The 21,452-nt window shown below is 67.4% G+C and carries 25 protein-coding genes and 1 riboswitch; of the genes, 20 read left to right on the top strand and 5 right to left on the bottom strand.

What is annotated here, in order from left to right:
* Both ACO2SS_RS19145 and thiC read left to right on the top strand, forming a co-directional pair.
* Complete coding sequence (locus tag ACO2SS_RS19145; protein ID WP_423279364.1) at positions 1-246, top strand: hypothetical protein; 246 nt, start codon at positions 1-3, stop codon at positions 244-246.
* A gap of 39 nt (positions 247-285) precedes the next feature.
* A riboswitch (TPP riboswitch) is annotated at positions 286-394 on the top strand.
* Between the two features lie 78 nt (positions 395-472).
* Positions 473-2,371 carry a phosphomethylpyrimidine synthase ThiC gene (gene thiC / locus ACO2SS_RS19140; RefSeq protein ID WP_423279363.1) on the top strand — a complete coding sequence of 633 codons (1,899 nt, stop codon included), beginning with the start codon at positions 473-475 and terminating at the stop codon, positions 2,369-2,371.
* 585 nt (positions 2,372-2,956) lie between these two features.
* On the opposite strand, the gene ACO2SS_RS19135 is transcribed toward thiC, so the two are convergent.
* The 3 genes from ACO2SS_RS19135 to ACO2SS_RS19125 form a co-directional block, all read right to left on the bottom strand.
* Positions 2,957-3,922: a hypothetical protein gene (locus tag ACO2SS_RS19135; protein ID WP_423279362.1), complete on the bottom strand. Its 966-nt coding sequence runs from the start codon at positions 3,920-3,922 to the stop codon at positions 2,957-2,959.
* Positions 3,923-3,924: 2 nt separating this feature from the next.
* Positions 3,925-4,908, bottom strand: coding sequence for a DGQHR domain-containing protein (locus ACO2SS_RS19130; RefSeq protein ID WP_423279361.1), 984 nt, complete (start codon positions 4,906-4,908; stop codon positions 3,925-3,927).
* A 360-nt stretch (positions 4,909-5,268) separates the two neighbouring features.
* Complete coding sequence (locus tag ACO2SS_RS19125; RefSeq protein WP_423279360.1) at positions 5,269-5,544, bottom strand: DUF2277 domain-containing protein; 276 nt, start codon at positions 5,542-5,544, stop codon at positions 5,269-5,271.
* Between the two features lie 189 nt (positions 5,545-5,733).
* Here ACO2SS_RS19125 and ACO2SS_RS19120 point away from each other — a divergent pair, with 189 nt between their 5' ends.
* Positions 5,734-6,279 (top strand): hypothetical protein, encoded by a 546-nt coding sequence (locus tag ACO2SS_RS19120; RefSeq protein WP_423279359.1) that lies wholly within the window; start codon positions 5,734-5,736, stop codon positions 6,277-6,279.
* A 61-nt stretch (positions 6,280-6,340) separates the two neighbouring features.
* Positions 6,341-6,847, top strand: coding sequence for a hypothetical protein (locus ACO2SS_RS19115; RefSeq protein ID WP_423279358.1), 507 nt, complete (start codon positions 6,341-6,343; stop codon positions 6,845-6,847).
* Positions 6,848-7,421: 574 nt separating this feature from the next.
* Here ACO2SS_RS19115 and ACO2SS_RS19110 read toward each other — a convergent pair.
* A complete protein-coding gene (locus ACO2SS_RS19110; RefSeq protein WP_423279357.1) occupies positions 7,422-7,805 on the bottom strand; it encodes a VOC family protein in 384 nt (127 codons plus the stop codon).
* Between the two features lie 147 nt (positions 7,806-7,952).
* Here ACO2SS_RS19110 and ACO2SS_RS19105 point away from each other — a divergent pair, with 147 nt between their 5' ends.
* From ACO2SS_RS19105 to proB, 8 genes are all read left to right on the top strand, one after another.
* Positions 7,953-8,462, top strand: coding sequence for a hypothetical protein (locus ACO2SS_RS19105; RefSeq protein ID WP_423279356.1), 510 nt, complete (start codon positions 7,953-7,955; stop codon positions 8,460-8,462).
* Positions 8,463-8,633: 171 nt separating this feature from the next.
* Entirely contained in the window at positions 8,634-9,023 is a 390-nt protein-coding gene (rplU, locus tag ACO2SS_RS19100; RefSeq protein ID WP_423279355.1) for a 50S ribosomal protein L21, read from the top strand.
* 28 nt (positions 9,024-9,051) lie between these two features.
* Positions 9,052-9,318 carry a 50S ribosomal protein L27 gene (gene rpmA / locus ACO2SS_RS19095; RefSeq protein ID WP_423279354.1) on the top strand — a complete coding sequence of 89 codons (267 nt, stop codon included), beginning with the start codon at positions 9,052-9,054 and terminating at the stop codon, positions 9,316-9,318.
* 181 nt (positions 9,319-9,499) lie between these two features.
* Positions 9,500-10,135, top strand: a complete 636-nt coding sequence (locus ACO2SS_RS19090) for a GNAT family N-acetyltransferase (RefSeq protein WP_423279353.1) — start codon at positions 9,500-9,502, stop codon at positions 10,133-10,135.
* 67 nt (positions 10,136-10,202) lie between these two features.
* Positions 10,203-11,240 carry a GTPase ObgE gene (obgE, locus tag ACO2SS_RS19085; RefSeq protein WP_423279352.1) on the top strand — a complete coding sequence of 346 codons (1,038 nt, stop codon included), beginning with the start codon at positions 10,203-10,205 and terminating at the stop codon, positions 11,238-11,240.
* Between the two features lie 50 nt (positions 11,241-11,290).
* The gene (locus tag ACO2SS_RS19080; RefSeq protein ID WP_423279351.1) at positions 11,291-11,569 is read left to right on the top strand and encodes a type II toxin-antitoxin system VapB family antitoxin; all 279 of its coding nucleotides are present in this window, start codon (positions 11,291-11,293) and stop codon (positions 11,567-11,569) included.
* Positions 11,570-11,691: 122 nt separating this feature from the next.
* Positions 11,692-11,964, top strand: a complete 273-nt coding sequence (locus ACO2SS_RS19075) for a PIN domain-containing protein (protein ID WP_423279350.1) — start codon at positions 11,692-11,694, stop codon at positions 11,962-11,964.
* Positions 11,961-13,112, top strand: coding sequence for a glutamate 5-kinase (proB, locus tag ACO2SS_RS19070; protein ID WP_423279349.1), 1,152 nt, complete (start codon positions 11,961-11,963; stop codon positions 13,110-13,112). Before ACO2SS_RS19075 ends, proB begins: the two co-directional genes overlap by 4 nt.
* Here proB and ACO2SS_RS19065 read toward each other — a convergent pair.
* A complete protein-coding gene (locus ACO2SS_RS19065) occupies positions 13,099-13,827 on the bottom strand; it encodes a DUF72 domain-containing protein (RefSeq protein ID WP_423279348.1) in 729 nt (242 codons plus the stop codon). The genes proB and ACO2SS_RS19065 overlap by 14 nt on opposite strands.
* A gap of 74 nt (positions 13,828-13,901) precedes the next feature.
* On the opposite strand from ACO2SS_RS19065, the gene ACO2SS_RS19060 reads away from it, so the two are divergent.
* The 8 genes from ACO2SS_RS19060 to ACO2SS_RS19025 all read left to right on the top strand — a co-directional run bounded on the left by ACO2SS_RS19060 (position 13,902) and on the right by ACO2SS_RS19025 (position 21,440).
* Entirely contained in the window at positions 13,902-15,215 is a 1,314-nt protein-coding gene (locus tag ACO2SS_RS19060) for a glutamate-5-semialdehyde dehydrogenase (protein ID WP_423279347.1), read from the top strand.
* Positions 15,215-15,844, top strand: a complete 630-nt coding sequence (locus ACO2SS_RS19055; RefSeq protein ID WP_423279346.1) for a nicotinate-nucleotide adenylyltransferase — start codon at positions 15,215-15,217, stop codon at positions 15,842-15,844. The genes ACO2SS_RS19060 and ACO2SS_RS19055 overlap by 1 nt, the downstream gene beginning before the upstream one ends.
* 115 nt (positions 15,845-15,959) lie before the next feature.
* Positions 15,960-16,343 (top strand): ribosome silencing factor, encoded by a 384-nt coding sequence (gene rsfS / locus ACO2SS_RS19050; protein ID WP_423279426.1) that lies wholly within the window; start codon positions 15,960-15,962, stop codon positions 16,341-16,343.
* A gap of 18 nt (positions 16,344-16,361) precedes the next feature.
* Positions 16,362-16,853, top strand: coding sequence for a 23S rRNA (pseudouridine(1915)-N(3))-methyltransferase RlmH (rlmH, locus tag ACO2SS_RS19045; protein WP_423279345.1), 492 nt, complete (start codon positions 16,362-16,364; stop codon positions 16,851-16,853).
* Positions 16,853-18,205, top strand: a complete 1,353-nt coding sequence (locus ACO2SS_RS19040) for a murein hydrolase activator EnvC family protein (protein WP_423279344.1) — start codon at positions 16,853-16,855, stop codon at positions 18,203-18,205. Before rlmH ends, ACO2SS_RS19040 begins: the two co-directional genes overlap by 1 nt.
* A complete protein-coding gene (locus tag ACO2SS_RS19035) occupies positions 18,205-19,551 on the top strand; it encodes a S41 family peptidase (protein WP_423279343.1) in 1,347 nt (448 codons plus the stop codon). The genes ACO2SS_RS19040 and ACO2SS_RS19035 overlap by 1 nt, the downstream gene beginning before the upstream one ends.
* 150 nt (positions 19,552-19,701) lie before the next feature.
* A complete protein-coding gene (locus tag ACO2SS_RS19030; RefSeq protein ID WP_423279342.1) occupies positions 19,702-20,895 on the top strand; it encodes a divergent polysaccharide deacetylase family protein in 1,194 nt (397 codons plus the stop codon).
* Positions 20,895-21,440 (top strand): RNA pyrophosphohydrolase, encoded by a 546-nt coding sequence (locus ACO2SS_RS19025; protein WP_423279341.1) that lies wholly within the window; start codon positions 20,895-20,897, stop codon positions 21,438-21,440. The genes ACO2SS_RS19030 and ACO2SS_RS19025 overlap by 1 nt, the downstream gene beginning before the upstream one ends.
* Positions 21,441-21,452 lie beyond the last annotated feature (12 nt).

The following is a 21,452-nucleotide window of genomic DNA, read 5'->3' as shown; positions in this document are numbered from 1 at the left end:
ATGCCCAACTCAGCCCGCACCCGATTGCTCGGCGCCATGCCCGCCGAGGCCCAGGGCCATGCCCGCCCCGAGGTCGAGCCCGCCGAGATCGTGCGACGCGACCTCACCAAGCAGATCCGCAAGCTGCGCTGGATCGGCCGCGCCGACGAGGCGCAACGGCTCGAACTGGCGCTCGCCGTCCGGGAGCACGCGCTCCGGGTCCGGGGCTGCCTGCAGAGCGCCACGCTGCGCGGCCACCTCGCGTGACCGCCATTTGACAAGCGCCCCGGCCGCGAGGACACTCGCGGCCGTTCCGAGGGGGGTCCCGCAAGGGGCTGAGATACGGCTGGTTGCGCCGTGACCCTTGAACCTGATCCGGGTCATGCCGGCGAAGGGACTGGAACCGGCGCGCGTCAGAGTTCCCCCCAAGCGCCCTCCATCTCTCGCAGCATCCCACAACGGCGGCACCACGGTGCCCGCGGGAGCGAGACTTATGACGGTTCACATCGATCCGAAGAGCGCAAAACTGCCGGTCGGCACGCCCGAGACGGTGACGACCGGCCCGATCCAGGGCTCGCGCAAGGTCTATGCGTCGCCGAAGGACCGGCCGGACATCCGCGTGCCCTTCCGCGAGATCCAGCTCACCGATCCGAACGAGCCGGCCGTCCGCGTCTATGATCCCTCCGGCCCCTATACGGAGACGGATGCCGGCATCGACCTCGCGGCCGGGTTGAAGCAGACGCGCCGCGCCTGGATCGATGCGCGCGGCTTCGAGGCCGTGCCGGGCCGTCAGGTGAAGCCGGAGGACAACGGCAACGTCTCGGCCGACAAGCTCGTGCCCGAATGCCCGGCGGAGCGAACCATCCTGCGCGGAAAAGCCGGCCAGATGGTCACGCAATACGAATTCGCGAAGGCCGGCATCGTCACGGACGAGATGATCTATGTCGCGCACCGCGAAAACCTCGCCCGCGAGGCGGCGCTCGCGGGTGCGGCCGAGACCATCGCGGACGGCGAAAGTTTTGGCGCCGCCATCCCGGATTTCGTCACGCCCGAATTCGTCCGCTCGGAAGTGGCGCGCGGCCGCGCCATCATCCCGGCCAACATCAACCACCCGGAAGTCGAGCCGATGGCCATCGGCCGCAACTTCCTGGTCAAGATCAACGCCAATATCGGCAACTCGGCCGTCACGTCCGGCGTCGCCGAGGAGGTGGAGAAGATGGTCTGGGCGACCCGCTGGGGCGCCGACACCGTCATGGACCTCTCCACCGGCCGCAACATCCACAACATCCGCGGCTGGATCCTGCGCAACTCGCCCGTGCCGATCGGCACCGTGCCGATCTACCAGGCGCTGGAGAAGGTCGACGGCGATCCGCTCAAGCTCGACTGGGAGGTCTTCAAGGACACCCTGATCGAGCAGGCCGAGCAGGGCGTCGACTACTTCACCATCCATGCGGGCGTCAGGCTCGCGCACGTCCCGCTCACCGCCAACCGCGTCACTGGCATCGTGTCGCGCGGCGGCTCGATCATGGCGCGCTGGTGCCTCGCCGGGCACCGCGAGAGCTTCCTCTACGAGCGCTTCGACGAGATCTGCGACATCATGCGGGCCTACGACGTCTCGTTCTCCCTCGGCGATGGACTTCGTCCAGGGAGCCGCGCGGACGCCAATGACCGGGCGCAGTTCGCGGAGCTGGAGACGCTGGGCGAGCTGACCAAGATCGCCTGGGACAAAGGCTGCCAGGTGATGATCGAGGGCCCCGGCCACGTGCCGATGCACAAGATCAAGGTCAACATGGAGAAGCAGCTGCGCGAATGCGGCGAGGCGCCGTTCTACACGCTCGGCCCGCTCACCACCGACATCGCGCCCGGCTACGACCACATCACCTCGGCGATCGGCGCGGCGCAGATCGGCTGGTACGGCACGGCGATGCTCTGCTACGTCACGCCGAAGGAGCACCTCGGCCTGCCGAACCGCGACGACGTCAAGACGGGCGTCATCACCTACAAGATCGCCGCCCACGCGGCCGACCTCGCCAAGGGCCACCCGGCCGCGCTGCTGCGCGACGACGCCCTCTCCCGCGCCCGCTTCGACTTCCGCTGGGAGGACCAGTTCAACCTCTCGCTCGACCCCGACACGGCCCGGTCCTTCCACGACGAGACGCTGCCGAAGGACGCGCACAAGGTGGCCCATTTCTGCTCCATGTGCGGCCCAAAATTCTGCTCGATGAAGATCACGCAGGATCTGCGCGCCGAGGTGCGGGCGATGGGCGACAACGAGCGCCGCGCGCTGGAAGTCGCCTCCGCCGAAGCCGAGGCGGCGCGCGCCGGCATGGCGGCGAAGAGCGCGGAGTTTTTGGCGACCGGCGGCAAGCTCTACGTCGACGCGGCGGAATGACGAGGCGCGCCTCGCGCGCCGACGTCATGGCCGGGCGTGACCCGGCCATCCCGGGCCGATGCACTGCGCCCCGCCTCTCCCGTGCGGGAGAGGTCGAGTCGGGCGCGGCAGCGCCCGACCGGGTGAGGGGTGGGCCCTTCCCGAGCTTGGCGCCGGACCCCTCATCCGACCCCGGCTGACGCCGGGGCCACCCCCGCCTTCGCGGGGGCAAGCTCTTCTCCCGCTGAAGGGGAGAAGGAGACGCGCTCATCCGCCCACCCGACGCCCGTCATGCTGAGGTGCGGAGCGAAGCGAAGCCTCGAAGCACGCACAATCGCCCCACGGGTTTCGAGACTAGGGTTGGAGCGCGGCATTTCGGGGGACACTCGCGACGAGGTAGGAGGCGCGCGCTGCTATGGCCGCGAAGTCAGCGGAGTTTCCCGGCGAACGGCGGGAAGCTCGACGTCGACGCGGCGGAATCACGAGGCGCGCCTAGCGCGCCGACATCATGGCCGGGCTTGACCCGGCCATCCCGGCCCGCTGCACCGCTGTGAGTTCACCACTTCGTCCTCGCCGAACCTAAGGGCGCTGCCGAGTTCCACACCATCAGCTATCAAGTGCCCTTATCAATGAACCCTCGAAACGGCTCTGGCCGTACTTCAAGAAGCCTCGCGGTCCGGAACTCTGCGATAGATCCGATATCACTCCTCGACCAAAGATCGCGACGGCCAGACAAGCCGATCGAAACAGCGATAGCTCATCGCCGGTCGCCTTCAGTACGACCTCAATGTCCAACTTTCCTTCTCGAAGGAGGGTGATCTGGCTCTCGATATCGACCGTGCGCAGGCGGCGGCCCGGGTAGGGATACCACACGCCTTCAGCTTGTCTGTACTGAATATTGTTGCGCATAAACGAGAGCCAGGAGATATTTGCTCCGTTATTCGTCATTATCGACGATAATCGAGCGATGCTTGCAGTTAATGCTTCCTTGTCCTTCGTGACAATCGGGGCGTCAGCCAATCGATATGTCAGGTCCGCTAGGCCAGAATTGAAAGCTCGCCAGATTGCCTCGTGTGAGCCCCCAGATCCTGGATCCGGCGTTATGGTAGTTGTCGAAGAAGCTGGATCGGCAGAGATGATGAACTGCCCCGTGTTAAGTTTGAACGGCGGTGAGATGCCGTAAATCGAAAGTATTTCCCGAAGCTTGATCATATCAGATGTTCGTAAATAACTAGGTGATTTACCCCAAATTCGCAGTACGCAATGGGCATAGAATAATGCTGAGTAATAAAGTTTGACAAATGGCCAAGCGACGGATTTTGGAACGGAGTCATTGGCGTTGATATTGCATAATGACTCACTCGCTGCCGACGACACTCGGTTTATGTCGGCGGCCAGTGAGCTAAGGAAATCGCGCATCTCGATCCCTTGCAGAGTCAGGCCCGGCCCGGCAGCGACTGGGGCGTAGGTTGCGGTAGCAAGCCAGTCTTGCAGGCTGCCCTTCGGGTTTCCTTGTAGTCCAGAGAGTCCCGGACACCAAAGAAGTCGCGCTGATTCGATCAGATTATGCATGTTTAGAAAATGGTCTTAACCTTCAGTCCGTCGGTAAATACCTTTGCATAAGCGGATACGCTGTTTCCTATGTTTTTCGCTGACGACGGTTTTATGTTCTTCAACATGTCTCCGACAACGTCAGCGAAATCGTCAGGCGAGTAACCTGTGCCGTGCTTGTCCCGAACACGTTGGGCGATGTCAGGCAGAATGGAGAGGACCGCCCGGAATGCTACGGGAGCAGTGAGGTCGACCTCCAGGTTTCTCTTGTTGGTCTCTGATACGAAGGCCGAGAGATACGACGCCACAACGCGGTAAATGTCGGTAGATTCAGCTTCGCCGAAAATGTATAGAATCGACTTCAGGCCGGCGTTAAAGGTCACTCTTGATATGTGATCTTTTTTTCGTTTCGAGGGTGACATAAGACCAAATAGCGGACTGTCCGGCTGGGTGGCGAACAAGTCGAATATGTCGCCAAGCCGAGTCTCTATGTCATTTCGATAGTCTGCTAATTTTCGGATATCTAGTAGTAATTCGTTGGGAACGGGTCTTTGTTTTGTATTTATGTCGATGAATAATTTAGATTCATCTGCGCGAGAAAGTTCATTGTAAACTACGACTGGAACCCGAAGCTCAGACTTTGCGAGATGAAAGCCATAGATCCTGTGTTGCCCATCCAAGACGAGAAAGGACTTTGGGTTTTCGCGGAAGCGAACGGTGCGTGTCTTGCGCGTATATTCGAAGTCGGCAACTTTCTGTGCCGATAAAACAACAGACGTTGGGATAGTTCCAAATCCTGCGTCAATGTAGTCAGCGATCTGCTGAGCGCGAGTCTTGTCGAGGAGACGTTGAAAGCCTTGAACGGGGTCTTCGTCTCTGTCGATTACAAAACAGGTTCGCGCGAGGACGTCCGAGGGGATCGTCAAGGTGTAAAAGCGGTGTTTCCCCTGAGTGATCAGACTGGCTGTGTAGCTCAGAAAAGGACCGTCGTTCACTGTATCTGCCACTGTACCCTCCGAGGCCCATATTGCTCAACCATGAGGGCGACGCTAGTAGCTGCAGTAATTTTTCCAAGTGTTACGGCTCGTGGAGCCGCGAGTGTGAAGGATTCACCGGACACCGGTCTGATGGCCCCATAGGAGGGACTTCAGAACGTGCTGGTCTGAACGGCCCGCTGTGCGGAGTGCAGCGAAACCCAGGCGCCCTGGTGGGATTGCGGGCTCGACTTCCGGCAACCATCATCGAGCCCCGCCTCCCACTCAGTGGTCAGGAGGGGAAGGCAGTCCAGGGCCCGCTGCTGCGGTGAGCTTGTTTGGATCCCCTTCCCGGGCGCTGTGCGCCCGCCGGGGATGGCAGGGAGCGCGCCGCTACCCCACCCTGGCAAACCGCTCCCTTGACCGCGCCCGCGCCTTCTCCGCCTCCACGTCCCGATCCCGCGGCGGGGCGCTGGTTTGCAGGGAGGCGAGGAGGGTTTGGGCGGCGTCGGTCACCGCCGCGACGGCGCGGTCGAAGGCCTCGGCGTTGGCTTTCGACGGATGCGTCGTGCCGGACAGTTTTCGCACGAATTGCAGCGCGGCGGCGCGGACTTCGTCGTCCGTGGCGGGCGGGTCGAAGTTGTGGAGCGTCCTGATGCTGCGGCACATGGGCGGCGTCCTCCTCGCCCGAAGCATAGCACGGCGCCGGGCGCCGCACCGCTCCGCCGCCCCGGCGCGGGCGGAGGGCGGGCACTCTCTTCCGTCTTCCGCCGGGGTGGCGCGTAGCGGGCAATACTCGCCTGTGCTTCACTCGACTTGGCCGGCGCAAGTCCGGCGCGGGGACAAGGGAGCATTGCCGTGGCGAGCGCACCGCATCATCCAGGACAGGACCGTCAGCTCCGGGATCTCGAGGCGCGGGTCGCCCTGCTCGAGGCGGCGCTCCGGGTCCGGGGAAGCAATGTCGAGATCGTCGCCCCCGCCGGGCTGTCGATCACGGCCGGCACGGCGCTCTCGGTCACGGCCGGGGCCGGCGCCAGCGTGAGCGCCGGGGCGGGCCTGTCGTTCGTCGCCGGGCAATCGGCCTCGGTGGTCTGCAATGCGGGGTTCCAGCTCTCGGCCGGCATGAACGTCTCGCTCACGGCCGGCAAGGCGATGGCGGTGCAGGCCGGCACGACCCTCGCGCTGCGCTCCACCGATTCCGGCAGCCTCGTGTCGGGGAAAAGCCTCGTGCTCGAGGGCGGCAACGACGTCCTGGCGAAGGCGGGCGACGCCTCCGTCACCCTGAAGAAGGACGGGACGTTGGGCCTGAAGGGCAAGGACGTGACGATCGCGGCGAGCGGCAAGATCAACGCGAAGGCGAGCGGCGACGTGGTCATCAAGGGATCGAAGCTGCTCCAGAACTGAGCGTGCTCCGGCGCCGCGGGGCCGCCGCCCCGTCGTGCGATGCCGGGCGCCGGAGACAGGAATGGGCGAGGGAAAACCGCGCGAGCCGAGCCTGTGGGGGGCGGTGTGGTTCGGCGGCATCGCGCTCGCCGGGCTGGTCCTCGCAATCTATTGCCTCCTGCGCCTGCCGCCCGCGCGCGAGCGCCTCGCCGTCGCGGAGGCGGTGGCGCCCATCCACGTGACGGACGAACTCGTCCACGAGACGCGCCGGCGCGGCGCCTCGACCTGGCGCAGGCAGAACATCGCGGTGGCCGGGGCAGGGCGGGGCTACCTCGTCGTGTCGCCGCCGAGGACCCTTTGGGTGCCCGATATCGACCGGCTCGACCGCGGCACGAAGGTGCGCTTCCTGATCGATCCCGATGCGCGGCTCATCTACGAGGCGCGGCTCGGCGAGCGCGTGCTCCTGTCCTACGAAACCAGCGCCGGCAGCCGCCGCGGCGCCGCGCTCGGCGGGCTCGGCTTCGCCGGCCTGATGCTGGCCGTCGGCGGGTTCGGGCTCTGGCGCGAGCGGAGGCTGTTCACCGGGTGAGGCTCGTTCGGCCGTGCGCGAAACCCTCTCCCGCGCGGGGGAGGGTGCGCGGCGGCGCGGTCGCGCTCGTCTTTGCGAGCGTAGCGAAGCAATCCAGCCGTCTGCCACCTCCCCCGCTCGCCCCGGCGCAGGCCGGGGCCCACCCCTGGGCACCGGCTTTCGCCGGTGTGAGCGGAACCCCAACTTGACAGATCTAGCATTTATTCCTATATAGCCATCACTCCTCTCCGGCGAGGGAACGGCGGTCGACACCGGGCACCGTTGTCGGAGGCGAGGGCGGGTCCCGAGGTCGCGGTTCCGGAAACCGTGGCGCCCGGGCGGCTGACCGGGCGTGTGCCCAGGGGCCGAAAAGACCGTCGCGGGGCGCCGGGTGACCGGCTTCCTTATCCTACACGCCGGTCGTCCGGCGTCCCGCTCCCTCGGGTCGAGCCCGAGGGCAAGCTCCTCGGATCAGGTCCGAGGGCAGGCTCCTCGGGTCAAGCCCGAGGGTCACCCGCCGAAACTCGGAGCCAAAGGCTCGCGAGAACGAAGACTCATGCCTCGAGGCACTCCACGTGCCCGTGCGGCGCCCGCTTCAGGCGGCGGGGCGGTGGAGGGCGCAGAGCTTGTTGCCGTCCGGGTCGCGCAGATAGGCGAGGTAGAGCGTCCCGAAATGCTGGTGGCGCAGGCCCGGCGGGTCCTCGATGGAGGTGCCGCCGGCCGCGGCGCCGGCATCGTGCCAGGCCTTGGCCTGCTCCGGGCTGTCCATCGTGAAACCGATCGTGCCGCCATTGGCGTGATGGGCCGGCTCGCCGTCGATGGGCTTCGACACCATGAACAGGCCGCCCTTGTGCAGGTAGAGCAGCCGGCCCTTCTCGTCGATGCGGCCGGGCTTGCCGCCGATCGCCGCGAACAGCGCGTCGTAGAAGCGCTTCGAGCGCTCGATGTCGTTCGACCCGACCATGACATGGCTGAACATCGTGTCTCTTTCCTCCCAAGGCCGGCGCGGCGGCGCGAACCGGCCCCGCCTCGTGCCGCGAAGCGCCCCGCGCCGCAAGCGCCCCGTGTTCCAGCGCACAGCCGGACGGCCCCCGCCTGCAACATTCCTCGGGTGGGGGTGAACCGAATGGTCGACACGAAGGACAGCGAGCCGAGCCTCGGCGCCGTGCTCTGGTTCGGCGGGCTCGCGCTGGCGGGGCTCGTCATCGCCGTCATGGCGTTTCGGGCGCTGCCGGTCGCGCGCGAGGCGCTGGCCGTCGCGGAGGCGGTCGCGCCCGTCTATGCGGCGGACGAGTGGGTGCGGGAGGGCGGCGGCAAGTGGGGCACCACGACCCGCCGCCGGCAGGACATCGCGGTGGCGGGCAGCGGGCGCGGCTACCTGATCGTCTCCCCGCCCCGGAGCCTCCGGGTGCCGGATATCGACCGGCTTCCGCAGGGGATCCCGCTGCGCTTCCTGATCGACCCGGAGCGGCGCCTCATCTACGAGGCGCGGCTCGGCGAGCGCGTGCTCCTCGCCTATGCGAAGAGCGCGGAGGCCCTGCGCAACCCGGCCCTCGCCGTGCTGGCGGGGAGCCTCGCGGTGGCGGCGGCCGGCGGGTTCGGCCTGTGGCGGCGGCGCGCCGCCTTCGCGGGCTGAGGCGCGTTCCGCATTGACATTGGCGGGCCGGGCCCCTAATCCCGGCGGGTTCATGCGCGGGCCACCCTGCCCGCGCATTCGCCGTTTTGGCCTTGGGCCGAGACATCCCGCAACTGCAAAGAAGCCGGACACGCCGATGGCGGAGATCCGGTTTGAACACGGATCAGAACGATGTTCGCAGTGATCAAGACCGGCGGCAAGCAGTACCGCGTCGCCGCCAATGACGTCATCCAGGTCGCCACCCTCGCGGGCGAGGCCGGTACTGACGTGACCTTCGACCAGGTTCTCACGCTCTCGCACGAGGGCGGCGTCGAGGTCGGCGCCCCGGCGGTTGCCGGCGCGACCGTCGCCGGGACCATCGTCGAGCAGACGCGCGGCCCGAAGGTGATCGCCTTCAAGAAGCGCCGCCGCCAGAATTCGCGCCGCAAGCGCGGCCACCGGCAGGACCTCACGGTCGTGCGGATCGGCTCCTTCACGCTGAACGGGAAGACGCTCTCCGCCCCGGCGGCAGCGGCAGCGGCTTCGGAGCCGGCCCTGGCCGAATCGGCCTCGGCCGAGTAACCTCGGAACAAGTTCAGGAACACGCGTCATGGCACATAAAAAGGCAGGCGGTTCGTCCCGCAACGGCCGCGACTCCGACGGCCGTCGTCTCGGCGTCAAGAAGTTCGGTGATGAGCGCGTCATCGCCGGCAACATCATCATTCGTCAGCGCGGCACCAAATGGCATCCCGGCGCCAATGTCGGCATGGGCAAGGATCATACGATCTTCGCGACCACGGCTGGCCGCGTCCGATTCCTCACGAAAGCCGGCCGAGCTTTCGTATCGGTCATTCCCGCCCAAGAGGCGGCAGAGTAACGGCGGAGAGTCCAACTGGAGCTCCGCCGATGTTCCCACGGAACCGGCGGAAGAAGCTCCAGACAGGCCCGTAAACGGCCGAGCTTCGATCCAAGGGGGAGGTGGGAGACCACCTCCCCCTAAGTCGTTTGGGCTCCACCCCCGGCGCAGCCGGGCAGCCCTTCAGGATCGGAGCAGGACAATGTTTCCCGACCTCACCCGTGACGACGTGTTCCGGCTCGAGACCCGCCGGCTGTGGCTCCGTTGGCCCCGCCTCGCCGACGCCGCCGCCATCGTCCGTCTCGCCGGTGAGAAAGTCGTAGCCGACATGACGGGGATCATTCCGCATCCCTACCCGCCGGACGAGGCCGAGAAATTCGTCTTCGCGGCCCGGCAAGCGAACGCGGACGGCAGGCGGCTCGTCATGGCGATCACGCCCCGGGCGAAGCCGAACCAGCTGATCGGCACCGTCGAGATCCGCTGCGACGTGCCCTCCGCGCCGGTTCTCGGCTACTGGCTCGGGACGCCGCATTGGGGGCAGGGGCTCGCGACGGAAGCGGCGCGCTCGCTCATCGACGCCTTCTTCGCCTATACGGAGGGCAAGGAGCTCCTGGCCTCCGCCCGGGTCGTCAACCCGGATTGCCAGCGGGTGCTCGAGAAGTGCGGCTTCTCGCATGTCGGGTCTGGGCTGGAGAGCTTCCCGGCGCGGGGAGGGCTCCTGCCGGTCGACAAGTTCCGGCTGGACCGGCGCAAGTGGCAGAGCCTCAAGACCTGGAGCTCGTCCGACTACGTGCCGCACGGGCCCGAGGAGGCCCAGCTGAGCGCGGCCGCGCATTGAGCGCTGCCGCCCCGACCCCATCTTCGTGGTTGCCGCAGGGTCGGGGCGGCAGGAGTTTGAGCGTGCAATGAAGTTCCTCGACGAAGCCAAGATCTACATTCGCTCCGGCGATGGCGGGAACGGCATCGTGGCCTTCCGGCGCGAGAAGTTCATCGAGTTCGGCGGGCCGAACGGGGGCGATGGCGGCAAGGGCGGCGACGTCTGGGCCGAGGGCGTCGAGGGGCTGAACACGCTCATCGACTACCGCTACCAGGTGCATTTCAAGGCCCAGCGCGGCCAGCACGGCATGGGCCAGAACCGCGCGGGCGCCAAGGGCGACGACATCGTCTTGAAGGTGCCGGTCGGGACGGAGATCCTGGACGAGGAGGGCGAGGAGCTCATCGCCGACATCTCCGAGCCGGGGCAGCGCGTGCTGCTCGCCAAGGGCGGCAACGGTGGCTTCGGCAACGCCCATTTCAAAACTTCGACCAACCGCGCCCCGCGCCACGCCAATCCGGGCCAGGAGGGCTCGGAGCGCTGGATCCGCCTGCGCCTTAAGCTCATCGCAGATGCCGGGCTGGTCGGGCTGCCGAATGCCGGGAAGTCCACCTTCCTGGCGACGGTCACGGCCGCAAAGCCGAAGATCGCCGATTATCCGTTCACGACGCTCCATCCCGGGCTCGGCGTGGTGCGCAGCGCCGGCCGCGAATTCGTGCTCGCCGACATCCCGGGCCTGATCGAGGGCGCGCATGAGGGTGCGGGCCTGGGTGACCGCTTCCTGGGCCATATCGAGCGCTGCCGCGTGCTCCTGCATCTGGTCGACGGCACGAGCGAGGAGCCGGGCCAGGCCTACGAGACCGTGCGGGGCGAACTCGCGGCCTATGGCGCGGGCCTGGCCGAGAAGCCGGAGATCGTCGCGCTGTCGAAGGCGGACGCCCTGGACGAGGAAACCCTGGCCGAACGCATCGCGGATCTGGCGGACGCGGCCGGGCGGACACCGCTCGTCATCTCCTCCGCATCCGGCCTCGGGGTCGAGGACGTGCTGGGCCAACTGGCCGACGTGATCGGCGCGGCGAAGGTCGAGGAGAAGGCGGAAACGGAGCCCGAGCCAGCCTGGCGGCCGTGATTGGTTGTCTTGGAGGCGCGTGCTAGCGTCTTCCCCGACGGAGCTAGCATATGGCGCAGCGTCAGCTGAATATTCGCAGTGACGAGGCCGTCGAGCGGGCGGGCCGTCTCGCTAAACAGCTTGGCAAGACGACGACCGAAGTCGTCGTCGAGGCTCTCCGGTCGTACGAAGCCGCTATCCAGCCGGTTGACGAACATGGGATGACGCCGGAGCAAAGGCGGCGCTACGAGACGCTTCTCGATATCGCTCGCGAGGCGCGACAGCATCTCATTCCGGGCGGGCCTGAAAATCACGATTGGCTCTACGACGAGAACGGCCTGCCGAAGTGATTGCGGTCGACACTTCGGCGCTGGTGGCAAACGTTCGCGAGGAGCCGTAGGCACGTTCGTTCGCCGGTGTCCTCTCCAGGCAGCCAGTACTCGTTGGGACCCCGACGCTATTGGAGGCAAGCATGGTCATGCCGTCCATCGTGGCCGAAGAAGCGGCTGACCGCTTCCTGCGCCGTTTCCTGGCCGAGCCTTGGACGCGGCGGGTGGCGTTCTCAGTCGAGATGTTCGACGCTGCCCAGGTCGCCTTCCGCCGTTATGGGCGGGGTCGAGGTCATCCGGCCAAGCTCAATTTCGGCGACTGCATGTCCTATGCGGTCGCAAAGGTGCACGGCATCCCGCTTCTGTATAAGGGCGAGGACTTCAGCCAGACCGACATCGTGTCCGCCCTCGCATGATCCCCTCCCTCACCCAGTTCCGGCGCGTGGTCGTCAAGGTCGGCTCGGCGCTTCTCGTCGACCGGGTGCGCGGGCGGCTCAATCACGCCTGGCTCGCCGCGCTCGCCGAGGATCTTGCCGAACTGCATGGCCGCGGGGCGGACGTCCTCGTGGTCTCATCGGGCGCGATCGCGCTCGGGCGCAGCGTCCTCGGGCTGGGAACCGGCGCCCTCAAGCTGGAGGAGAGCCAGGCGGCGGCCGCCGTCGGGCAGATCGCGCTCGCCAGGACATGGTCCGAGGTGCTCGCACATCACGGCATCACGGCGGGGCAGATCCTGCTGACCCTCTCCGACACGGAGGAGCGCCGGCGCTACCTCAATGGTCGCGCGACGCTCTCGAAGCTGCTCGAGATGCGCGCGGTGCCGGTCGTGAACGAGAACGACACGGTGGCGACCAGCGAGATCCGCTACGGCGACAACGACCGCCTCGGTGCGCGCGTCGCGACCATGATCGGGGCGGACCTCCTGATCCTGTTCTCCGACATCGACGGCCTCTACACGGCGCCGCCGGCCTCCGATCCGGCCGCGCAGCACATCCCCCTCGTCCGGCAGATCACGCCGGAGATCGAGGCCATGGCCGGCGAGGCCGCCTCGAACCTCTCTCGCGGCGGCATGCGGACCAAGATCGATGCCGGCAAGATCGCGACCGCCGGCGGCACGCATATGCTGATTGCGGACGGCCGCTCCAAGAACCCGCTGCGCCGGGTGCAGGAGGGCGCCCGCTGCACCTGGTTCCTCACCTCCTCCTCGCCGGCGACGGCCCGGAAGACCTGGATCGCTGGGGCGCTCGAGCCGAAAGGGACCCTCCTGGTCGATGCCGGGGCCGAGCGGGCGCTGCTCGGGGGGGCGAGCCTTCTCCCCGTCGGCGTGACGGCGATCGAGGGCACCTTCTCGCGGGGCGACGCCGTGCTGGTTCGCGGAGCGGGCGGTGTCGTGCTCGGCCGGGGCCTCGTCGCCTATGATGCCGAGGAAGCCATGCGCATCGTCGGCCGGTCCAGTCGCGAGATCGAGGCGATCCTCGGCTACCCGGGTCGCGCCGAGATGATCCACCGGGACGATCTGGCGATCTCGACGAGCCTGCGCGGCCCGGACACGGCTACCGCGGCGTGAGCGCCGCGAGGCGCTGCGCATCCGCCGGCGCCGCCGCCTTGATGTCGTTGTCGGAGAAGGAGAAGACGTCGCGGCCCTCCTGCCGCCATGCTGCGATGTGGCGCGCCCAGTCGGCCAGGGCCTCGTCGTCGTAGCTGCCGTGATAGCGCCCGCTCGGGCCGTGTCCGCGGACGTAGACAAAGTCGGCGGTGGCTATCCACGGCGCCGGCGCATGCGCATGGTCCGAGATGCAGAGTGCGCAGCCGGTGTCGCGCAAGACACGGAGGACCGGGTCCTCGTACCAGCTCGGATCGCGGAACTCGAAGACGTAGCGTCCGCCCTTGGGGAGGGCCTCGATGAAGGAGGCGAGCCGCTCCCGGTTCGCCTTCAAGCGCGGCGGGAGCTGGAACAGCACGGGGCCACCCTTCCGCCCGAGGCCGCCCATCCGGCCGAGAACGTTCGCGATCGGCTCCTCGGGATTCGTGAGCCGTCGGTAATGCGTGATTACGCGGTGCGCCTTCCAGGCGAAGATGAAATCCTCGGGCGTTGTGTCGCGCCAGCACGCGACAGCTGCCTCGGTGGGGAGCCGATAAAAGGACAGGTTGATCTCGGTCGCCGAGAACACGCCCGCGTAGAACGCGAGCAGCTTCGGCTTCGGATAGCGATCCGGGTAGAAGGGCCCTAGCCAGGACTCGTAATGCCAGCCCGAGGTCCCGATGTAGCTCTTGCCCGGCATTCCTCCTCCCTGCATGTGGCGTGTGCCAGGCCGGGCAGGTAAGATCGCCGGTATCGTCACAAGGTTCCCGAGACATGAGCGCCGCCATCACCGCCGACCGGACCGACTTGCCGTCCCGCGCGGGGGAGCCGCCGCTCGCCGAACTCATGGCCGATATCGGCCGGCGGGCCCGGGCGGCGTCGCACCGGCTTGCCCTCGCACCGACGGAGGGCAAGCGTCGCGGGCTCCTTGCCGTGGCCGACGCCATCCGCAAGGCGGAGCGGGTGATCCTCGCCCAGAACGCGCTCGACCTTGCCGATGCTCGGGCTGCTGGGCGACCCAACTCGTTCGTCGATCGGTTGATGCTCGATCCCGGTCGTGTCGAAGCCATCGCAAAGGCCGTCGAGGACATCGCGAACCTGCCCGATCCGGTCGGGCGCGTGCTTGCGAGTTTCGAGCGGCCGAACGGGCTCAGGATCGAGCGCGTCTCGACACCGCTCGGCGTCGTCGGCGTCATCTTCGAGAGCCGGCCGAACGTGACTGCGGATGCGGGCGCGCTCTGCCTCATGGCCGGCAACGCCGCCATCCTGCGGGCGGGATCGGAGAGTTTCCGGACCTCGTCCGCCATCGCGGCGGCGATGTCGGAGGGGATCGCCCAGGCCGGGCTGCCGGCCGATGCCATCCAACTGGTCCCGGTCCGCGACCGTGACGCCGTCGGCCTGATGCTGACGGGACTAGGCGGCGCGATCGACGTGATCGTGCCGCGCGGCGGGCGAAGCCTCGTCGAGCGGGTCCAGGCCGATGCGCGGGTGCCGGTCTTCGCGCATCTCGAGGGCGTGAACCACGTCTACGTGCAGGCCTCCGCCGATCCCGACATGGCGAAGTCGGTCCTGCTGAATTCCAAGCTGCGCCGGACCGGCGTCTGCGGCGCGGCCGAGACGCTGCTGGTGGACCGGGAGGCGGCCGCGACGCATCTCCGGCCCCTGGTGACGGCGTTGCTGGACGCAGGCTGCGAGGTACGGGGAGACGAGGCCGCATGCGCCGCGGATCCGCGAATCATCCCGGCGGGCGAGGCCGATTGGGCGACCGAGTACCTGGACGCCATCATCTCGTGTCGTGTCGTGGACGGGCTCGACGGAGCGCTCGGCCACATCGCCCGCTATGGCTCGCATCACACGGACGCGATCCTGACGGAGGATGCGGGTGCTGCCGAGCGCTTCCTGGCCGAAGTCGATTCCGCGATCGTCCTGCACAACGCCTCGACCCAGTTCGCCGATGGCGGCGAGTTCGGGTTCGGGGCGGAGATCGGCATCGCGACGGGCCGCATGCATGCGCGCGGACCGGTCGGGGTCGAGCAGCTGACCTCGTTCAAGTATCGCGTCCGCGGTTCGGGTCAGATCCGGCCCTGATGCATCACGGCCGACGCGGGGGCGGGTTGATCCGCCTCCCGCCACATGCGCCCGGCACGCGGATCGGGCTCTATGGCGGGAGCTTCGATCCGCCGCATGCGGGGCACCGCCACGTCGCGCTGCTTGCTCTGCGGCGCGTGCGGCTCGACCGCGTCTGGTGGATCGTAGGTCCGGGCAACCCCCTCAAGGACAGGAGCCGCCTCCCGTCTCCGCAGGAGCGGCTCGAGGCGACGCGGCGGATTGCGCGTCATCCGCGCATGGAGGTGACTGATTTCGAGGCGGTGCTCGGCGCCCGCTACACGGTCGAAACCATCCGGTTTCTCGTGCGGCGCTGCCCCGGCGTGCGATTCGTCTATATTCTCGGGGCGGACAGCTTCGCAGGGCTACATCGCTGGCGAGCCTGGCGCGAGATCGCCTCGCTGGTGCCCATCGCAGTGGTAGACCGGCCGCGCTGGACGCTTCCTGCCCTCCGGGGAAGGGCAGCCCGTACGCTCGAAGACGACAGGGTCGCTCCCAGGGAGCTTCCTTGCCGCCCCGCGCCGGCCTGGGCCTTCGTCGAAGGTCCGCGATCGAACCTGTCGTCGACCGCTCTTAGGGATAAGCTCCTGAAATCGCTTGATTGCCGTTGAAAACCGGCGCTGTCGCATTATCTTCTTGATGCGGCGTCAAGACTTTGAACCCTAATATCTTGATGCACGCCTGGGAGATTGGGCACTGGATCACGTTTCTATCCGCGAGGCGGATATTGCTCCGCTTCACCTCGTCGCCGCAGCGGAGCCTTCGGCAGGCGGGAGCATCATCTCGGTGGCGCGGGCCTGCCTCGAGGACATGAAAGCCGAGGAAACGGTCGAGATCGATCTCGTCGGCAGGACGTCCATCGCTGACGCGATGATCATCACCTCGGGACGGTCGAATCGGCACGTCGGGTCCATCGCCGAACGCCTCATCCAGGCCTTCAAGGATAATGGCTTTGGCCGGGTTCGCGTCGAAGGCTTCCCCGCTTGCGACTGGGTGCTCATCGATGCGGGCGACATCATCGTCCATATCTTCCGGCCCGAGGTCCGCGGCTTCTACAATCTCGAGAAGATGTGGGGCGCGGATCGTCCGAGCGAGCGCGCCGCCGGCTAACCTGCTCCGGTCGATGTTGTGAGGCTGCAGATCCTCGCGGTCGGCCGCCTCAAGAGCGGTCCGGAGCGTGAACTCGTCGAGCGCTATCGGCAGCGGGCGGAGGCTCTCGGGCGCAGCCTGGGGGCTGGCGTCCTGACTATCGCCGAACTGCCGGAGGCGCGGGCGCGCAGCGCCCCGGAGCGGGTCTCCGCGGAGGCTGCCGCGATCCTGGCGAAAGGCGAGGGCACGAGGCTGGTCGTCCTCGATGAGCGTGCGCCCCCTCTTACGAGCAACGATTTCGCCGCCCGCCTGCGCGCCTGGCGTGATGGGGGGCATTCCGTGTCCTTCATCATCGGCGGGCCCGACGGGCTCGACGAATCGCTCCGCCGCCGGGCGGATCTCCTGATGTCGTTTGGTCAGCTGACCTTGCCGCACCAGATTGTCCGCGTGCTGGTAGCCGAGCAGATCTACCGCGCTTTGACGATCCTGGCCGGCCACCCATACCATCGCGGCGAACCCGGCGGAGAGTGATGCGACCTGCCAGCCTGCAGGCGATTTTCGGTGCAGCCTTGCTCGTTGCTCTCTTGCCCAAGGGATTGGAACAGGCCGAGGCGCAGCCGGCAGCGTCCGCGGTGGCGGAGGCCGAATCGCGCGCCGCCGCCAAGGAGGCTGAGCGCAGGCGCCGCGACGAGGCGCTGCGCGAGGTCGAACGCCGGTTGTCCGAGGCGGATGAAGCCGCCACGAAGCTTGCCTCCGAAGTCGAGACGCTGCGGGCCGACGGTGCGGCGCTTGCGGCCGCGCTCGTCGAGGCTGCCCGGAAGCGGCAGGCGACGGAAGCGAGGGTGCGCGCCCTGGAAGCGAACCTGGACGCGATTGCCGGCAGCGAGTCGGCCATCAAGGCCTCGCTCGAGAGCCGGCGCGACGTGATCGCCGAGGTGCTGGCGGCCCTGCAGCGTCTGGGACGTGGTGCGGCGCCAGCCATATTGATTCAACCAGACGATATCCTCTCGGCGCTTCGCAGCGCGATCCTGCTCGGCGCGGTCGTTCCCGGGCTGCGCGAGGAGGTCGAGACCCTCGCCGGCGATCTCGCCGAACTCGTCCGGCTCCGGGAGATCGGGAATGCGGATCGGGCGCGGCTCGCAAAGGAACTCGAACTTCTCGATCAGGAGGGAGAGCGGCTGGACGCCCTCGTCCGGGTCCGGCGCGAACAGATCGCCACGGCAGAAGCATCGCTCCGCGACGAGCGGAGCCGCAGCGCGGCGCTCGGCCGGGAGGCCACGAGCCTGAAGGACTTGGTCGAGAGGCTCGACGACGAGCTCGGAGCTGCTCGCCGCGAGACCGAGGCGGAGCGCCGGCGGGCAGAGGCCCAGGCCAGCGCGGTGCGAGAGCGATTTGCCGCGGCAGGAACGCGCGACCCCGTTCACCTGGCTCCCCGTGTTCCTTTCGCCGGGGCCAAGAACTCGCTGGCTTTTCCGGTGAGCGGATCGGTGATCAAAGAATTCGGGGCTCCCGACGGGCAGGGGGGTGCGACACGCGGGATCGTGATTTCGGCGCGCCCGCGGGGGATTGTCACGGCTCCGGCGGATGGCTGGGTGTCCTATGCGGGACCGTTTCGGTCCTTTGGCCGACTCTTGATCATCAACGCCGGGGACGGGTACTATCTCCTCCTCGCCGGGATGGACCAGATCAACGTCGATACTGGGCAGTTCGTCCTGGCGGGAGAGCCGGTCGGTCAGATGGGCGAGACGTCCCTCCTCTCTGCGGCCTTGAGCGTCGTTGAGAGTAGCGCCCCTGCTCTCTATGTTGAGTTTCGCAAGGATGGCGGGTCCGTGGACCCTCGTCCCTGGTGGGCAAGATCGCCGAGCGGAAGGGTTCGCGGCTGATGCGGAAAGTATCTCTCGTTCTGGTCGGCGCGCTCATCGGCGCGGGTGCGGCCACGGTCACCACTCAGACCCGTCTCTTCTCGAGCACGAGCGCGATCGCGGCTTCCGCCGAGACCTATCGGCAGCTCTCGCTGTTCGGCGACGTCTTCGAGAAGGTCCGGACGGATTACGTCGAGAAACCCGAAGAGGCGAAGCTGATCGAGTCGGCCATCAACGGCATGCTCGCGTCACTCGACCCCCATTCCTCCTACATGGACCCGAAGAGCTTCCGGGACATGCAGGTCCAGACCAGCGGCCAGTTCGGCGGCCTCGGCATCGAGGTCACGATGGAAGAGGGCCTCGTGAAGGTCGTCACCCCGATCGACGACACGCCGGCCGCCCGTGCGGGAATCATGGCGAACGACGTGATCGTCCAGATCGAGGAGGATCAGGTCCAGGGGCTGACGCTCAACCAGGCCGTGGACAAGATGCGCGGCCCGGTGAACACGCCCGTGCGGCTGAAGCTCCAGCGGCCCGGGCAGAAGGACCCGATCACCGTCACGCTGACCCGCGATATCATCCGCATCCGGCCCGTCCGTTCGCGGGTGGAGGGAGATGTCGGCTACCTGCGCGTCACCCAGTTCAACGAGCAGACTTTCGAAGGGCTTCGCAACGCCATCGAGAAGCTGACGACCGACATCGGCGGGGACAAGCTGAAAGGCTTCGTACTCGATCTGCGCAATAATCCCGGCGGTCTTCTCGACCAGGCGATCCTCGTCTCGGATGCGTTCCTGGACCGTGGAGAGATCGTCTCCACCCGTGGGCGCAATTCGGACGAGAACCAGCGCTTCAACGCCAAGGGCGGCGACCTGACGAAGGGCAAGCCGATCGTCGTGTTGATCAACGGCGGCTCGGCCTCGGCTTCGGAAATCGTTGCCGGCGCTCTTCAGGATCACAAGCGGGCCATCCTCATGGGCACGCGCTCGTTTGGAAAGGGCTCGGTCCAGACCGTGATTCCTCTGGGCGGGAACGGCGCCGTCCGCCTCACCACGGCGCGCTACTACACGCCGTCCGGCCGCTCCATCCAGGCGAAGGGCATCGACCCCGACCAGGAGGTCCTGCAGGACATCCCGGATGAGCTGAAGGGCAAGGACGAGACGAAGGGCGAAGCGGGGCTCCGCGGCCATCTCAAGAACACGGAGGAGAAGGGCGGCTCGTCGGCCTACGTTCCGCCGGATCCGGCCAAGGACAAGCAGCTCATCGCCGCGTTCGACTACCTCCGTGGCGTCCGCAAGGGTGCGGAGAACACCGCAGCCCCGGCACCGTCCGGGAGCGAGAAGTCGGCAGCCACGAGCGTGCCGAACTGACCAGACGGGACCGAGCCGCCCAGGCTCGGTCACCCGGCAATTCATTGCCGGGGTTGAAGGCTTGATTGCGCCTGACATGATGGGCTGCGCCGATTCGGCGTGAACCGCCGGGGGTGCTCTCGCCCCCACGTCTCCCTCAGGCCGATTGTCTTGGACGCCACCTCGGACGATCTGACACGCCCGCTGGGCCGCTCACGCCCTCGCCGGGAGGGCGGGGCGGGGCGCGCGGGCATCCGGATCGCCGGCTCGGTCTCCGCGGGGCTGGTCGCGGTCGTCGCGGGATATCTCTACTTCTTCGGTGATCCCCAGGGTGGGGTGCCGAAGGTGGCCGTCGAGATCACGACCCGGCCTCCCACGCTCTCCGAGACGCCGCGCAAATCGGACCCTCAGCCGGGAGCCACGGAGCGGACACAGCGGGCCGACGCGGTCGAAGAGGCGTCTGGCGTATCCGTCGTGCGTCCGGATGGCTCCTCTGCACCGCAGGCCATCATCGTCCGGGTGCCGGACGAGGCCACCCTCGCGCTCAATCGCGCGCCCGATCCTCGTCTCGTCGAGCCGACCCGTTTCGGCAACCTGCCGCGGATCGGCCAGGATGGGGCACGGCCCCTGGACGTCTATGCGCGGCCAGCCATCGGGCTGCCCGGCGGCGCCAAGCCCGTAGCGCGGGTCGCCATCGTGATCGGGGGGCTGGGCATCAGCCGCAGCGGGACGCTCGATGCGATCGGCAAGTTGCCGCCGGCCGTCACCCTCGCCTTCGCGCCCTATGGTCAGGATCTCGATCGCCTGGTCGCGCAGGCCCGGGAAGACGGGCACGAGATCATGCTGCAGGTCCCCATGGAGCCCTTCGATTACCCGGACAGCGATCCCGGCCCGCACACGCTCCTGGCCGCGGCTAAGCCTGCCGAGAACGCCGAGCATCTTCACTGGGCTATGGGCCGGTTTCCGGGATTTGTGGGCGTCATGAACTATATGGGCGGAAAGCTGACAGCCGACGCGCAGGCGCTCGCGCCGATCCTGAAGGAGCTCGGGGCGCGGGGGCTGGGCTTCATCGACGACGGCTCCTCGTCCCGCTCCGTCGCGACAGGCTACAAAGGCGGGACACCGATCGTCCGGGCCGAAGCCGTACTCGATGCAAGCGGACGGCCAGACGCTATCGATCGCGCGCTCAAGCGCCTGGAAACCGCGGCGCGGACGGGTGGCATCGCCATAGGAACGGCCACCGCGCTGCCGCTGTCGGTAGAACGGATAGCCCGCTGGGCGAAGGACCTGGAAGGGCGAGGCATCCTGCTCGTGCCGGCAAGCGCCGCCCTGCGGGCCGCCGGCTCAGCTAGCGCGTCACGATAATGAAGCGGCCGCACAGCGTGACTTCCCTGGCAGATCTCCCATACCGGCCCTGTGTGGGCGTGATGCTCGTCAATCGCGACGGGCTCGTCTTCATCGGCCGCCGCCAGCGCTCCGCCGGGCCCGAGCACGTGGACGACCGGCATGCCTGGCAGATGCCGCAGGGTGGGATCGATCCCGGTGAGGAGCCCCTCCAGGCCGCGTTTCGTGAACTCTACGAGGAGACGAGCGTCCGGTCAGCCGAGCTCCTGGCGGAGGCGCCCGACTGGTATGCTTACGATCTTCCGCCCGAGATCAGCGGCCGGGCATGGCGCGGCCGCTATCGCGGGCAGACTCAGAAGTGGTTCGCGTTCCGCTTCACGGGAGACGACTCGGAGATCAACATCCTCAACCCGGGCGGGGGGCGCCACAAGGCCGAGTTCGAGGCCTGGCGCTGGGAGCCGCTCGACAACCTTCCGGAACTGATCATCCCCTTCAAACGGCCGGTCTATGACGGCGTCGTCTCCGCCTTTCGTGACGTCGTTCGGCCTGATCGTCGAGTTGAATAGGAAAGCTGCTGT

This window comes from Enterovirga sp. CN4-39 (genome assembly GCF_049446235.1).
Classification (GTDB): Bacteria; Pseudomonadota; Alphaproteobacteria; order Rhizobiales; family Beijerinckiaceae; genus Enterovirga.
This window is presented reverse-complemented; position numbering and strand designations above follow the sequence as displayed.